Genomic DNA, 14,421 nt, shown 5'->3' on the forward strand with positions numbered 1-14,421 from the left:
GCCACAGCTCAGCACGACGTACCAAGCGCCGGGAGGAAATCTCCCACTATCTGGTCATGCGCGGAAGGCCGCGGCGTTCGCCTGCGCCCAGCGGGAGAACGGGGCCGCCGGTCGGCCGGTGATCCGCTCCACGGTGTCGCGCACGGCCAGCAACTCGTCGTTGACGTCGCCGCCCATGAGGTCGAGCACGGCGTCCGCGACCTCATCCCCCAAATGCGGGGTCAGTTCTTGATGGGCCTGCGCGCGGCTGATTTCGACGAACGACAGCTCGCGGCCCAGAGCGGCCGCGATGTCCGCCGTCTGCTCGCGTGGCGTGACGCGGCGCGGCCCGGTCAGCGGGTAGGTCCTGCCTCGATGGCCGGGTTCGGTGAGCGCCACGCGTGCGACGGCGGCGATGTCCGCGGGGTCGATCGAGGGAAGCCCGACGTCCGGGTAGGGAGCGCGAACCGTGCCGTGGTCCCGGATGGACGGCGCCCACATCAGGGTGTTCGAGGCGAACTGCGTCGGCCGCAGGATCGTCCAGTCCAGGCCGCTGTCCTTCAGCAGCTCCTCGACGGTCTGGTTCGCCTGCGCGGCAGGCAGGTGCGGATGCGTCTGGACCGTGATCGACGACACGAGCACCACGTGCTCCACCCCCGCCTGCCGGGCGGCTGCCAGGACCTCGGCCTCCCCGCCGAAGCCCGGCAGCAGGAACAGCGATCGCACACCCGCGAGCGCCAGGCCGAGACCGTCAGGGCGGGAGAGGTCGCCTTCGACAGCGTCGACCCCGGCAGGGAAGCCCGCCCGGGCGATGTCCCTGGTGAGTCCTCTCACCGCTCCGGCACCGCCCGCCCGCAACTCCTCCAGCAGAACGCTTCCGATGTTCCCCGTCGCTCCGGTCACCAAGATCATGGTCGCGACGCTATGACCTCGACCAAACCAGAGGTCAAGCAGAAGCCAGGTACCTCGCGAACGCCTCGATCGACGCCGGGTTGCGCGGGCTCTCGACCAGCGCGGCGTACGGTAGTGCGAAGAAGCGCTTGTTCCTGATCGCCGGCGAGTTCGCGAGCGGCGCGAAGCCCTCGAGGAACGCCTGCTTCTGCGCCGGCGTGTTCGCCTTGCCGTCCGCGTAGTCCACGATGAGCACGACGTCCGGGTCGCGCTGCACCACCGTCTCCCAGTTGACCGTGGTCCAGCTGTCGTCGAGGTCGCCGAAGACGTTGTCGCCGCCCGCCTTGGCGATCACGTCCTGCGGGGCCGCGTTGCGGCCGGACGTGAAGGGCTGGTCCTGGCCGCTGTCGTAGAGGAACACCTTCGGGCGCGGCCTGCCCGCCATGAGCTTGCCCGCGTTCTCGATCTGCTGCTGGTAGCCCTTGATCAGCTCCTCGGCCTTCGCCTCGACGCGGAAGATCTTCCCCAGGTTGCGCAGATCCGTGTAGAGCGCGTCCAGCGCGGGCATGATGCCGCGCTGCTTGCCGTTGCCGTTGCGGCACGCCTCGGTGAGCTGGTAGGTGCCGATGCCCAGCTGGTTCACCGCGTCCGGGGTGAAGCCCGTGCTCTCGCTGAAGCCGTAGTTCCAGCCGGCGAACACGAGGTCGGCTCCCGCGCCCTGCACGACCTCCTTGGAGATCTTCTCGGCCAGCTTGGGCGTGGAGTCGAAGTCGGCCTTCCACGGCGAGGTCTGGAGGTCCACCGTGTTGTTGCCGTCGACGACGTACCCCGCCATGCGGTCCTTGAGGCCGAGCGCGAACATCAGCTCGGTGATGCCGGTGTCGTTGGTGACCACTTTGGACGGAATCCGGTCGAACGTGACCTGCCGGCCGCAGTTCGTGACGGTCACGGGGTCCGGCTTCGAGGTCTCATGGGCGACCGTGGCACCACAGCCGGAAACGAGGAGCAGGGCGGCGGTGACGACGGCGGTTCTCAAGGGGTGACCTCCTGGTCGAAAAGGAGTTGGGGAACTCCCGTGGTGGGGTGCCGGACGACGTGCGCCGTCACGTGGAAGACCTCGGCGATCAGCTCCGGGACCAGGACCTCCTCCGGCGGGCCGGACGCGACGAGCCGTCCGGAGTCCAGCACGTGCAGGCGATCGCAGCAGGACGCGGCGAGGTTGAGGTCGTGCAGCACCGTCAGGACGGTGACGCCCAGACCGCGGGTCAGCCGCAGCACGTCCAGCTGGTGGCGGATGTCGAGGTGGTTGGTCGGCTCGTCGAGCACGAGCACGCGGGGTTCCTGGGCGATGGCGCGCGCGATCAGGACACGTTGCCGTTCGCCGCCGGACAGGCTGAGGAAGCTGCGCGAGGCGAGATGCGTCACGTCCACTGTGGCCAGTGCCGCGGCGACGACGGCACTGTCACGCGCCGGGTCGCGGTCGTGCGGCAGGCGGCCCATCTCCACGACCTCGGTGACGGTGAAGTCGAACTCGACCTGCGACTCCTGGGTCAGCGCAGCGAGGTCGCGGGCGACGTCCTGTCGTTTGTGGACGTTGGTGCCGTCGAGCAGGACAGCGCCCGCGTCGGGCTGCAATGCCCGGTACACGCACCGCAACGTGGTCGACTTGCCGCTGCCGTTCGGGCCGATGATGCCGACGACCTCGTTCTCCGCGTGCAACGAGATACCGGCGATGATTCCCTGGACCGTGACGTCGTGGAGCTCGACGCGCATCAGCGGCCTCCGAACACGTAGGACCTGCGGCGCATGAGGATCACGAAGCACGGCACACCGATCGCGGCCGTGATGACGCCGAGCGGCAGCTCCTCCGGCGCCGCGAGCAGGCGGGCGGCGACGTCGACCCAGACCAGGAAAGCGGCACCCGCCAACGGTGCCAGCGGCAGCACCTTGCGGTGGTCGGCGCCCACGACCATGCGGGTCAGGTGCGGCAGCATCAGGCCGACGAACCCGACCGCACCGCTGACCGCGACCAGCACCGCGGTCATCGCGGCGGTGACCACGAACAGGTGCGTGCGGAACCGTTGCACCGGAACGCCGAGCGTGGTGGCCGTCTCGTCGCCCATCGCGAGAGCGTTGAGCTGACGGGCCTTCGTCGCGAGGTAGCCGATGCCGAGCGCGGTGACCGCGGCCGCGACGGGCAACGACGCCCACCGGGCACCGCCGAGACTGCCGAGCAACCAGAAGATCGCGCTGCGTGCCGCATCCCCGCGCGGTGCCTGGAACACCAGCAGCATCGCGACGGCCGAGAAGCCGTGCGCCAGCGCGGTTCCGGTGAGGACGAGCCGCAGCGGCGTGAGCCCCCTGCTCGTGCGGGAAGTCACGTACACGAGCGCGGTGGCGGCCAGCGCGGTCACGAACGCGGCCGTGGACAGCGCGTAGACGCCCAGACCGGACAGGATTCCCAGCGTCGCCACAGCCGTCGCCCCCACGCTGGCGCCGGACGAGATGCCGAGCACGTACGGGTCGGCGAGAGCGTTGCGGACCATGGCCTGGACGGCGACGCCGACCGTGCTGAGACCGGCCCCGACCACGGCGGCGAGCAGGACGCGGGGCAGGCGGATGTCCCAGACGATGTGGTACTGCCCGGCCAGGTCGGCGGGAATCGTTCCACCGGTGAGCGCCGCCCACAGCAGTTCCAGGGTGACGTCGAACGGGACGGAGACGGGGCCGAGCGCCACGCCCGCGACGACGCTGACGGCGAGCACGCCGACGAGCGCGCTGATCTTCGCGATCACTTGGTCCCTTCCCGCAGTCCACGGCAGGAGTCGGAGTTCCTCTTCTGGCCGTGTGCGGGTGTTCGGGCTCGCCCCCTGCGGACAGGGACCTACCGTTGCGGGTCAGCGCCGGACTTCGACCGGTCTTCCCCCGTGCACGACGACCCCACCCTAACCCACGGGCCACTGCACAAAACCGCGCGGAGGCGCGTCTTACCGGTATGGGCAGCGGAGACGGGCGGCGGCGGCAACGGGGACAGCAGGACGACAACGGCAACAGCCCCGGCCAGATCGCCTTCGGCATGCTCGCCTTCGGCGTCGCCACCGGTGGGATCTGGGCGCAGGAGATCGGGACCGCGCTGGACCAGGTCTACTGCACGCCGCAGTCGTGCCTGACGTTGCCGCAGGTGCTGATCGGCTGGGCGGTCGCGGTGACACCGCTGCTGGTGAGCCTGTGGAGCCGCGCCGCGGCGATCTACCTGGGCGTGTTCCTGCTCGGCATGACCGCGACGTTGCTCATCGCCACCGGCGGCACCTGGGTGCTGCCGCAGGCCTGCCTGCTGGTGGGACTGCTGTTCGTGCCGATCAGCCTCGGGGTCGCGCGCCTGGCCGGGCCCGGCCGGCGCGCCGTGGTGGTGGCCGGCCAGCACTGGTTGCTGCTGGCCGGCCTCATCCTCTGGCTGGCGTGACCGCGGTCTCAGACCGCGCCGGCGGCACCGAAGCCCGGCTCGAACCGGCGGAAGTACTCCATGCAGTTGGCCAGCTGGTGCTCGACCAGGCCGAACTTCGGGGTGTCGTGCGGCTCCAGCATCGCGAGCACGTCGACCGACTCGGTCGCCTTCTCGCCGGGCACGAGGACCTCGGCCCGGTCACCCGGGAAGATGGACACCTTGTGGCCGACGTGCCACACGTCGCGCCGGGAACCCTTGACCAGCACCTTCCACGGCGGGCTGTGCTGCTCGGGGTTCTCGAGTTCGCCGCGGATCTTGAGCAGGGCGTCGAACACGGAGTCGCCGGACGCCATCTTGCGTCCGAACGGGCCGTAGACGGCCATCTTGATCTCTTTGGCGGTCCACGCCTGCCACACGACGCGGCCCACCCAGAGCTGTTCCTTGCCGGACGCGGGATCCTTGCCGTAGAGCGGAATGTCACGCGAGACGGCAGGGAACTCGCCGTCCTTCGTCCATTCCGGAAGCTCCTCCACCGGCTGCTGCGGCGGTGGCGCGGGTGGCCGCATCATGTTGGGTGGTGGCGGCAACGGACGCTGCGGTGGCCGCATCGGGTGCTGGGGACGCATCGGCGGTTGTTGCGGGTGCATTGGGGCTGGCTCCTCAAGAATCGCCGTGACGTCAGGCGTGTTTGGCCATGATGTCGCGCATCATCTGCCTCTGTTCGTTGATCGATTCCCACACCGCTTTCTGCTCCCAGGGCGGCAGCTGCGGCAACATGTCCTGCATCCGGGCGACCGAGTCCTGCAGCCGGAAGTACTCGCTGCGAGCGGGTTGCGGAAGGTCTTCCGGCTCTCTGACCTTCGGTTGCTCGTCCGGCTCGCGTTTCGGTTCCTCGGCGGGCGGGTCGGGCTCGCGGTGCTCCGGCGCATCCGGATCCCGGTCGTGCGAAGGAAGATCGTCCAGATCTGTCTTCTGCGGACCGAACGGCTCGTCAGGGTGCGGGTTGGTGTAGTCCGGCGTGTGCGACGGCGGCTCGTAGCCCTCGCGGAGCCACGGTGGAGAGCCGTCGTCGAGGTGCTTGCCGAGCTGAGTGGCCGCCTGCTCGGTCGCTTCCCGCGCCGCCACCTCCGCCGCCTCGCGGGCGATCGCCTTCTCCGCCGAGCCGACCAGGCCCGCGCCGTCGGTCGCGATGCCGATGGCGATGTCGCCGGTCAGCTGTCCCAGCGCGGAGAACGGGTCCTTCTTCCACTCCTCGAAGTTGAGGATGCCCTTCAGGGCCTCGGTCGGGTGCGTGACCATGTGCACCATCCCGGAGGCCTGCTTCATCATGTTGGCCGCGTACTCGCCGGGGTGGGAGATGTTGTACGGGTCGAGCGGGTTGCCCGCCCTGAGCAGCTGCACCAGGTTGACCGCGGACTTGGTCAGGCCGTCGTTGAAGGACCCGATCTGGTTGGAGGTCTGCTCGACCATGTCCTCGAACGTGGCGGCGAACTTGGACAGGAAGCCCGGTTCCTCCGGCGCCTTGTCCTTCGCCCTGGTGACCACCGACGCGGTCTGCGCGGCCGCCTCCCGCAACGCTTTCCGCGCGTCGGCGAGGATCCGCTCGGCCATCTCCCGCTTGGCCTTGCCCGGATCGCTGAACGGGGCGAGCGGCCCCGGTGCGGCGTCGCCGTTGAAGACGGCGTCCATCGCCGCCTTCTGGTGCTGCGCCGCCACGGCCTCGTACTGCTTCTCGGCGGCCTTCGTCTCGGCCTTGGCCTCGTTGTAGACGCGGATCGCCTCAGCGGCCTCGCGCTGGGCGCGTTCGACCGCGCCCTTGTACGTCGTCAACGCGTCCACGACCGGTCCGAACGCCTCGGCGGCGTCGCGCCACTTCGGCGTCTCCTGGGAGAAGTAGCTGCCGAACTTCTCCGCCGCTTCTCCCGTCCAGTGGCCGACGTCCAGTTTGGACACACCGGCGTACGCCTCCTGGCAGGCGTTCGAGAGCTTGCGCAACCCGTTCGCCGTCTCCTCCAGGGTGGCGACGCTGCCGGGAACCAGCTCGGTCGGGTCGTCGGTCTCACCGAGCTCACTGCGGCCGAAGAGGCTCACGCACGATCACCGGCCTTCTTGAACGAGGTCTCCTCGCCCAGCACGTCCTTCACGGACGAGTTCCACGCGTCGTCCATGCCCTTGGTGGCCTTGTCCCACTCCTGCCCGACCGACGTCGGCTGCAGGGACTCGTGCAGCTCCATCCAGGACTGCTTCGTCGGATCGCTGTGGGCGTGCGGGTTGCCGATGAGGAGCTGGAACGCCTTCTTCGCCGTGTCCTCGGCCTCCTCGTACACGCTCTTGGTGTCGGTGAGCGCGGACACCATCGCCGTGCCTTCCTTCACCAGGTGCCGCAGACCCCACCGCCACCGCTCGAAGAACTCGCTGAACGCCTCGGCGAGCGCCTCGTCACCGCACTCGTCCTCGTCGGGGCAGATGAACCCGAAGCTGCTCGCGGCGGACGCGAGATGCCCGCCGTCGGGCGCGATCTCCTTGAGCGCGGCGACGGTGTCGTTGATGCCCTTGATCGCCTGCCCCATCGCGCCGAGGTCGACGCCGAACCCGGTCACGCGTCCACCGCCAGTTCGTCGGCGACGACCCCGCGCACCGGCGGCAGGGTCATCATGTGCTCGGCACCGTTGTCGAACACGACACCGGTCCGCCTGGGCAACGCGGGCAGGTAGTGGTCGAGCAGCCGTTCGCCGGTGACCGCGAGGTAGCCGACGTCGACGCTCTCGTTCCTGGCCTCCAGATGCCGCTTCAGCAGTTCGGGACTGGAGAAGGCGGCGAGCCAGCTCAGTCCTTCGATCGTGATGACGGGCAACGACAGCGGGTCGATCCGCTGCAGGTAGACCGTGCTCTGCCGGAAGGCCTTCAGGAACGCCTCCGGGTTTCCCCCACCTTCGCGGTAGCGCCGCGCGTGCGCCACCGCCTCGTTTTCCTCGTGCATGCCTCTCCCGTTCGAGCCAATCCCCCCAGATCGGCGAAGCGGAAGGTTACCGAGGTCTCACCGTCCGTGTCCGCCGGATGCGCCCGACTGAGGCTCGCGTCACCTCGAAAAGATCTTCGAAAAAAGTTCGGAGGTCGTGTCGATCCGGTGCGCGGGCCGTTCGACCTGTGGATGCCGAGGGGCTGAGGCGGCCCCGCAGACACCGGGAGACACACCATGAAGTTCATGCTGATCTGGCGCGCCACCGACGAGGCCTGGGCGAACCTGGGTGACGTCGACTTCGACAAGATGCTCGAGCTCACCGGCGCGTTCAACGAGGAGATGATCCGCGCGGGCGTGCTGCTGGCCGCCGAGGGCCTGGACGACCCGAACCAGGGCGTCGTCGTCGACTTCTCCGCCGAACCGCCGATCGTCACCGACGGCCCGTACGGCGAGGCCAAGGAGCTGTTCAACGGCTTCTACATCATCAACGTCGCCTCGAAGGAGGAGGCGGTCGAGTGGGCGAAGCGCGCGCCGATCAGGGGTGCCGGGTTCAAGACCGAGATCCGCCGCATCCCGACGATCGACGAGTTCCCCCAGGACAACGAGTGGATCAAGAAGGAGCGGGCCTGGCGCGAGGCCAACGGCCAGCTCTGAGCGCCCGGACGCCGAAGCCCCGGCCGGAACGTCCCGGCCGGGGCTTCAAAACGCCTGAATCAGCCCGTGCGGACGTTCGACGACACGAGCGCCGCGAGCCTGTCGCCGATGGCGTAGGTCGCGCCCGGCGACTGGTGGTCGCGCGTCGCCAGGTCGAACGCCACGGAGGCCTCGATCCGGCGGGACGCCTCGTGCTCGCCGAGGTGGTCGAGCAGCAGCGCCACGGACAGCACGGCCGCGGTCGGGTCCGCGATGCCCTGGCCCGCGATGTCCGGTGCCGAGCCGTGCACGGGCTCGAACATCGACGGGTTGCGGCGCGTCACGTCCAGGTTTCCCGACGCGGCCAGGCCGATGCCACCCGTGACGGCGGCGGCGAGGTCGGTCAGGATGTCGCCGAACAGGTTGTCCGTCACGATCACGTCGTAGCGGCCCGGGTCGGTGACCATGTGGATCGTGGCCGCGTCGACGTGCTGGTACGCCACGGTCACGTCCGGGTGCTGCAGGGAGACCTCCTCCACGACGCGCGACCACAACGAGCCGGCGTGCGTGAGGACGTTCGTCTTGTGCACCAGCGTCAGATGGCGACGCGTGCGGGCCGACGCGCGCGCGAACGCGTCACGGACGACACGCTCGACGCCGAACGACGTGTTGAGCGAGACCTCGGTCGCGATCTCGTGCGGGGTGTCCTTGCGGAGCAGACCGCCGTTGCCCGCGTACGGGCCCTCGGTGCCCTCGCGGACCACCACCATGTCGATCTCCGGCGGGTCCGCGAGCGGGCTGCGGACGCCGGGGTAGAGACGCGCGGGGCGGAGGTTCACGTGGTGGTCGAGTTCGAAGCGCAGCCGCAGCAGCAGCCCGCGCTCCAGAATTCCGCTCGGCACCGACGGGTCGCCCACCGCGCCGAGCAGGATCGCGTCGTGCTGGCGAAGCTCACCCAGCACCGACTCGGGCAACAACTCTCCCGTGGCGTGCCAGCGCGCCGCGCCGAGGTCGTAGCGAGTGATTTCGGCCGCCGGAACGACCTCGCCGAGCACCTTCAGGGCCTCAGCGATGACCTCGGGCCCGATCCCGTCTCCTGGGATCACTGCGAGCCGCATCCACACACCTCCCAGGTGTCCGTCCCCAATTAGTGGGACTACTTTCCTTCGCGAAAGGCTACCGGCATCACGGCCACTCGCCGCATGCCGGACACCCCTTCGGGGTGTTCTCTCCCGTACTGCGGGACACCCACACGGCCCATTCCGCACTTTCGGGTGTCACTCGATCGCAGGAACGGTGTCGCGTCAAGGGGTGACACCCCTGCTTACAACGATGAAGGGCTCCTTCCTCCACGTCACGTGGAGGAAGGAGCCCTTCATCGATCAAACGTCGGACCTAGTAGGACCCGCGTCCGCTCGACCGCACCAGGACGACCGACGCGCGGTCGCCGCCCGCGTTGTGGTGGTTGAGCACAAGCAGGCCGTCGGACTTGTCGGCCTTCAGCGCGGCCTCGTCCTTGTTCACCACGAGCGCGGTGCCCGGCTTGGCGAGGTACGACAGCGCCGCGTCGCCGCCGCCCTGCACCCACAGACCCGGCTTGAGCGGGTCGTAGGACAGGTTGCGGTCGATCACGTCGATCAGGCCGTTCGCGTTGCCCGGCGCCACGTAGTAGCCGGTGGTGCCGGCGACGTACGAGATGCGCGCGGTGTCCTTCGCCGGGTCGATGCCGAGCGCCGTGAGGAGCACCGGCAGGACCGCGACGTTGGTGTCGGCGGTGTTGGTGTCGACGTCGCCGAACAGGCCGTTGACCGCCTGGATGTCCACGGTCTCGCCGGTCTTGAGGTTGACCGTCGTGGCGACCAGCAGGTCGGTGTCGGTCAGCCGCGACGCGTAGGTCTCGAAGTCCGCGGTGCCGTCGCCGTTCGTGTCGATGTCGATGAACGGAACGGTGTTGACGCCGAGGTTGTACCAGTTGCCCCACGTCGCGATGCCGAACGCGAGCAGCGCCTCCTCCGGCTTGCCCTGGGCCTTGGCGAGCGGGGCCGTCGAGGCCGCGCCGACGTAGCGCAGGTCGCCGCCCTTGGCGGTCTCGTTGAGCGCGCAGTTCTCGGTGACGTTGCGGCGGCAGTCGCGCAGCTTCGGCGACTGGGCCTGCAGCTCGAGAACGCTGATCAGCGAGCGGTACGCCTGCGAGCCCGTGCCCTGGTCGACGCCGCGGCCGGTCAGGTTGAGGATCGCCTGCGTGTCCTTGCCGCGGAACTTGAGGCTGGAGGCGGTGTTGATGTCCGCCACCGGCTTCGGCGCCGAGTACACCGACAGGCGCAGCGGCACCGTGGCACCCGCGGTCGGCGTGAGCGTCACGCGGCCGGAGGCGTCCGCGAGGAACTGGCGCGGGGTGTCGAGCTGCGTCGGGGCGACGGTCGAGTCGACCGTCTTGCGCAGCGCCTTCGGGTCGTCGATCTTCAGGGTGACCTTGACGCGCGCGACGCCGCGCGGGCTCAGCTTCACCTTGTCCTGCGAGAGCACGTAGCTCACGCCGGGGATCGACGTGGCGGCGGTGTAGCCGACCTTGTACTCCACGGACTTCGTGGACTTGTTGACGATCTTGATGGTCTTGGTCTTCGAGACCGGCTTGGAGACCTCGACGACGCCGAAGTTGGCGCTCACGTAGCCGGGGTCGTCCTCGACGTAGGCCAGGACCTGGTTGTCGATCGCGGCCTTGCCGTCCACGCGGCCGGTGCCGACGCGGTTGGGAGCGAAGGTCTTGCCGTTCTCCTTCACGTCCGCACCCGCGGTGTTCATGATCGCGGCCTTGACCTCTTCCAGCGACCAGTCCGGGTGCGTCTGGCGCACCAGGGCCGCGATGCCGGCGACGTGCGGGGACGCCATCGACGTACCGGAGATCACCATGCGGTCGTTGCCGGAACCGACGGCGGTCGACGAGATCGTGTCACCGGGCGCAGCGACGTCCGGCTTGATCGAGCCGTTGCGGGTGCCGCGGCTGGTGAACGAACTCGGCGTGTCCGAAATGGACTGGTCGTAGGTCGGCACCGTCGTGCGCAGAACGCCAGCGAGACGGACCTTCAGCGTGCCCGCGTCCAGCAGCGGACGCACCTGGTTGGTGGCGTCACCGGTGAACTGGAACACCGGGATGGTCGCGTTGCCAGCGATGCCCGCGTTGAAGTTGTTCAAAGTGGACGAAAGCACGACGCCCTCGGCACCGGCGGCCTGCGCGTTGTTCGTGCGGCCACCCGAACCACAACGCCGCGTCGCGTCGTTGTCGTCCCACTCCAGCCACACGAACTTGCCCGCGAGGTTCTGGGTGATCGGCTGGCAGCCGTCGAGGTTGCCGGCCTGGGTGAGCTTCACGACGTCCCTGGTCTTGTCGTAGCCCAGGTAGCCGGTGAAGTTCTGGCTGTACTGACCGGGCTTCGCCACGCCGTTGGCCTCGGCACCGTCGCGCAGCACGAACGAGTCGCGCGTCGACGCCACCGTCAGCGCCTCGGGCGTGTTGCCCGGCGAACCGCCGATGTCGTACAGGTCGCCGCCGTTGCCCGCGGAGAAGACCGGCATGACGCCGACCTTGTACAGCTTCTTCACGAAGAGGCTGTCGGGGTCGTCCGGGGCGCCGTAGTCGGAGCCGAGCGACAGGTTGACCACGTCGAGGTGGTCGGAGAAGTCGCCGTCACCGTCGGGGTCGAGCGACCAGTCGAGCGCCTGCGAGGTGACGTTGGTCGAGCCGTCGCAGCCGAAGACCTTCAGCGCGTAGATGAGGGCCTTCGGCGCGGTGCCGGGGCCGATCTTCATCGCGTTGAGCTTGTCGGCGTCGAGCTTCGTGTAGTCGCCCTTGAAAGTGCTGCCGTCGGCGTTCTCACCGAAACCGGCGGTGGTGCCGGCGACGTGCGAGCCGTGGCCGTTGCAGTCGATGGGGTTCGGGTCGGGCTTCGGCGTGTTGATCGCCGGGTCCTTGCTGGCCCCGTCGTAGTCCTCGCCGACGAAGTCGTACCCGCCGACGACCTTGGCGGTCGGGAAGTTCGGGTCCTTCGCGCGCGGGTTGACGGCCTTGAACGCCTCGACCGTGCCGGGGCCGCCGAAGTTCGCGTGCGTGTAGTCGACGCCGGTGTCGATGATGCCGACGCGGACGTCGTCGCCGAGCTTGCCGTACTGCTGCCAGACGTTGAGCGTCCGGGTGAGCTGCACCGCGTTGGAGTTCGTGCGCTTCTTCGGCACGACCGGGTACACCGCGGTGACGTCCGAGCGGTTCGCCAGCTCACGGACCTTCGCGGCCTCCGCCGTCACGACCACGCCGGGGACGCCGTTGGAGGTGCGGAAGAGCTCCTTGGTGGCGGTGTCCTTGGACTTGAGCTCGCCGACGACCTGATCGACCGTGGCCGACACGTCGTTCTTCGCCTGCTTGGCCGCCTGCTTGGCGACTTCCTTGCCCTGCGGCTTCTTCTCCTCGAAGGCGTCGACGGCAGGCTTGCGGTCCAGCGCGACGAACGCGGTGACCTGGCCGGACTGGTTCAATCGAGGAGAAACCTTGAGCTGCAACGCCTTCGCGTCCAGCTTGTGCGCACCCTTGACCGGCTGAGCGAGCGGTTCGCTCTGCGCCTGAGCCGTGGCAGGTGCGATCAGCAGTGTGGTGATGGCAGAGAACACCACCAGACTTGATCGTCTCTTCACAACGTTGCCCCAAACGAGGTGTGTGCTTTCGACCCGAATACACAGTGCCGCGCCCTCTACGGCACCGGGTCAACCTCGTGGGGAACCTAATCGTTAAGGCGTCGTTGCGACTGCCCCGAAAGTATGAAGTTTGCCTACAGACGGTTGCCTGTTACGCGTTCGTTGTGAAGAGCTGTAGCCGGGAAGGGGACTTTGCCGTCCCCTTCCCGGTTTGTCGTGACTATCCGAAGTCGACACTCCGCACGGTGCGCGCGCCCACGGCGGCACCGATCGGGTCGAGCACGGCGGTGTCGACGGGCCGGTCCACCCGCAGCACCATGACGGCGTCCGCACCGGTCTGACTGATCTGCGCGGCCTCGATGTTCACGCCGGCCTCGCCGAGCAGCGTGCCGACCGTGCCCATGACACCCGGACGATCCGGGTACTCCAGCAGCAGCACGGTTCCTTCGGCCCTGAGGTCGAAGTTGCGGCCGTTGATGTTCACCAGCTTCTCGACCTGAGCGATACCGCTGACGGTGCCGGAAACGCTGTTGGTCGTGCCGTCCGCGTGCACGGCCTTGACCGTGACGAGGCTGCGGTGGTTCGGGCTCTCGGTCTCCTTGACCACGTCGACGTTCACGCCGAGGTCCGCGGCGAGCTGCGGGGCGTTGACGAACGTCACCTGCGACTCGACGACGCTGGAGAAGACACCGCGCAGAGCCGCGAGCGGCAGCACCTCGACGTCCTCATTGGACAGTTCGCCGCGCACCTCGACCGTGACGCTGGTCGGGGCCTTCGGCGACAGTGCACTGAGGACGGTGCCGAGCTTCTGCACGAGCGGCAGGTACGGCCGCACCTCCTCGCCGACCGCGCCACCCTGGACGTTGACGGCGTCCGGCACGAAGTCACCGGCGAGCGCGAGGATGACGCTCTTCGCGACGTCCGTGCCCGCGCGGTCCTGGGCCTCGGTGGTGCTGGCGCCGAGGTGCGGCGTGACGACGATGCCAGGAACGTTGAAGAGCGGGTTCTCGGTCGTCGGCTCGGTGGAGAAGACGTCGACACCGGCGCCGCCGACCTGCCCCTCCTTCACCGCCTCGGCGAGCGCTTCCTCGTCGATGAGGCCACCGCGCGCGGCGTTGACGATGATGACGCCCCGCTTGGCCTTGGCGAGCTGCTCCGCACCGATGAGCCCCTTGGTCTCCGGGGTCTTCGGCAGGTGGATGCTGATGAAGTCGGACCTCTCCAGGAGCTCTTCGAGGCTGACGAGCTCGATGCCGAGCTGAGCGGCCCGCTGGGCGGACACGTAGGGGTCGTACGCGATCAGGTGCGTCCCGAACGCGGCGATGCGCTGCGCGAACAGCTGCCCGATCTTGCCGAGGCCGACGACACCGACCGTCTTGCCGTTGATCTCGACACCGTTGAACTTGCTGCGCTTCCACTCGTGGTTCTGCAGCGTCTCGTGGGCGGCCGGAATCTGCCGCGCGACGCTCAGGAGCAGCGCGACGGCGTGCTCGGCGGCGCTGACGATGTTGGACGTGGGCGCGTTGACGACCATCACACCGTTGGCGGTGGCCGCCGGCACCTCGACGTTGTCCAGGCCCACACCCGCGCGCGCCACGACCTTGAGCTTGCGGGTGGCGGCGAAGACCTCGGCGTCGACCTTGGTGGCGGACCTGACGAGCAGGGCGTCCGCGTCCTGCACGGCCTCGAGGAGGGCCGCACGGTCGGTGCCGTCTACATGGCGCACTTCCACACCGTCGCCGAGCGCGTCCAGGACGGACGGTGCGAGCTTCTCGGCGATGAGGACAACAGGTCGGCTCGTGTTGGTCACGGACATCGCTCCCAGAAC

13 protein-coding genes and 1 riboswitch are annotated in these 14,421 nt (G+C 68.8%); of the genes, 2 read left to right on the forward strand and 11 right to left on the reverse strand.

The window, feature by feature from the left end; translation table 11 throughout:
- Nucleotides 1-54: 54 nt before the first annotated feature.
- From IEZ09_RS35605 to IEZ09_RS35620, 4 genes are read right to left on the reverse strand one after another with little or no spacing between them, the layout of a single operon-like run.
- Nucleotides 55-891 (reverse strand): NAD(P)H-binding protein, encoded by an 837-nt coding sequence (locus IEZ09_RS35605; RefSeq protein WP_189258217.1) that lies wholly within the window; start codon nt 889-891, stop codon nt 55-57.
- Nucleotides 892-925: 34 nt separating this feature from the next.
- The gene (locus IEZ09_RS35610; protein ID WP_189258218.1) at nt 926-1,906 is read right to left on the reverse strand and encodes an ABC transporter substrate-binding protein; all 981 of its coding nucleotides are present in this window, start codon (nt 1,904-1,906) and stop codon (nt 926-928) included.
- Complete coding sequence (locus IEZ09_RS35615) at nt 1,903-2,643, reverse strand: ABC transporter ATP-binding protein (RefSeq protein WP_189258219.1); 741 nt, start codon at nt 2,641-2,643, stop codon at nt 1,903-1,905. Before IEZ09_RS35615 ends, IEZ09_RS35610 begins: the two co-directional genes overlap by 4 nt.
- Complete coding sequence (locus IEZ09_RS35620; RefSeq protein ID WP_229813257.1) at nt 2,643-3,665, reverse strand: FecCD family ABC transporter permease; 1,023 nt, start codon at nt 3,663-3,665, stop codon at nt 2,643-2,645. Before IEZ09_RS35620 ends, IEZ09_RS35615 begins: the two co-directional genes overlap by 1 nt.
- Before the next feature lie 36 nt (nt 3,666-3,701).
- Nucleotides 3,702-3,839, reverse strand: a riboswitch (cobalamin riboswitch).
- 26 nt (nt 3,840-3,865) lie between these two features.
- Between IEZ09_RS35620 and IEZ09_RS35625 the strand changes: the two genes are divergently transcribed.
- On the forward strand, nt 3,866-4,333 hold the full coding sequence (locus tag IEZ09_RS35625) for a hypothetical protein (RefSeq protein ID WP_189258220.1): 468 nt from the start codon (nt 3,866-3,868) through the stop codon (nt 4,331-4,333).
- 8 nt (nt 4,334-4,341) lie between these two features.
- Here IEZ09_RS35625 and IEZ09_RS35630 read toward each other — a convergent pair whose 3' ends face one another.
- Genes IEZ09_RS35630 through IEZ09_RS35645 form a run of 4 tightly spaced genes read right to left on the reverse strand, consistent with a single transcriptional unit; the run spans nt 4,342 to nt 7,295 of the window.
- Complete coding sequence (locus IEZ09_RS35630) at nt 4,342-4,941, reverse strand: hypothetical protein (RefSeq protein ID WP_189258221.1); 600 nt, start codon at nt 4,939-4,941, stop codon at nt 4,342-4,344.
- Nucleotides 4,942-4,993: 52 nt separating this feature from the next.
- Nucleotides 4,994-6,406 carry a putative T7SS-secreted protein gene (locus IEZ09_RS35635; protein ID WP_189258222.1) on the reverse strand — a complete coding sequence of 471 codons (1,413 nt, stop codon included), beginning with the start codon at nt 6,404-6,406 and terminating at the stop codon, nt 4,994-4,996.
- Nucleotides 6,403-6,915: a hypothetical protein gene (locus tag IEZ09_RS35640; RefSeq protein ID WP_189258223.1), complete on the reverse strand. Its 513-nt coding sequence runs from the start codon at nt 6,913-6,915 to the stop codon at nt 6,403-6,405. The genes IEZ09_RS35635 and IEZ09_RS35640 overlap by 4 nt, the downstream gene beginning before the upstream one ends.
- On the reverse strand, nt 6,912-7,295 hold the full coding sequence (locus tag IEZ09_RS35645; RefSeq protein ID WP_189258224.1) for an SseB family protein: 384 nt from the start codon (nt 7,293-7,295) through the stop codon (nt 6,912-6,914). The genes IEZ09_RS35640 and IEZ09_RS35645 overlap by 4 nt, the downstream gene beginning before the upstream one ends.
- Nucleotides 7,296-7,511: 216 nt before the next feature.
- Between IEZ09_RS35645 and IEZ09_RS35650 the strand changes: the two genes are divergently transcribed.
- On the forward strand, nt 7,512-7,931 hold the full coding sequence (locus IEZ09_RS35650) for a YciI family protein (protein WP_189258225.1): 420 nt from the start codon (nt 7,512-7,514) through the stop codon (nt 7,929-7,931).
- Nucleotides 7,932-7,990: 59 nt separating this feature from the next.
- Here IEZ09_RS35650 and IEZ09_RS35655 read toward each other — a convergent pair whose 3' ends face one another.
- From IEZ09_RS35655 to serA, 3 genes are all read right to left on the reverse strand, one after another.
- Nucleotides 7,991-9,028, reverse strand: a complete 1,038-nt coding sequence (locus IEZ09_RS35655; RefSeq protein ID WP_189258226.1) for a 3-isopropylmalate dehydrogenase — start codon at nt 9,026-9,028, stop codon at nt 7,991-7,993.
- A gap of 277 nt (nt 9,029-9,305) precedes the next feature.
- Nucleotides 9,306-12,575 (reverse strand): S8 family serine peptidase, encoded by a 3,270-nt coding sequence (locus IEZ09_RS35660; protein ID WP_370467774.1) that lies wholly within the window; start codon nt 12,573-12,575, stop codon nt 9,306-9,308.
- Nucleotides 12,576-12,813: 238 nt separating this feature from the next.
- Nucleotides 12,814-14,403: a phosphoglycerate dehydrogenase gene (gene serA / locus IEZ09_RS35665; protein ID WP_189258228.1), complete on the reverse strand. Its 1,590-nt coding sequence runs from the start codon at nt 14,401-14,403 to the stop codon at nt 12,814-12,816.
- Nucleotides 14,404-14,421: the final 18 nt, after the last annotated feature.

This window comes from Lentzea flava (assembly GCF_014648475.1).
Classification (GTDB): Bacteria; Actinomycetota; Actinomycetes; order Mycobacteriales; family Pseudonocardiaceae; genus Lentzea; species Lentzea flava.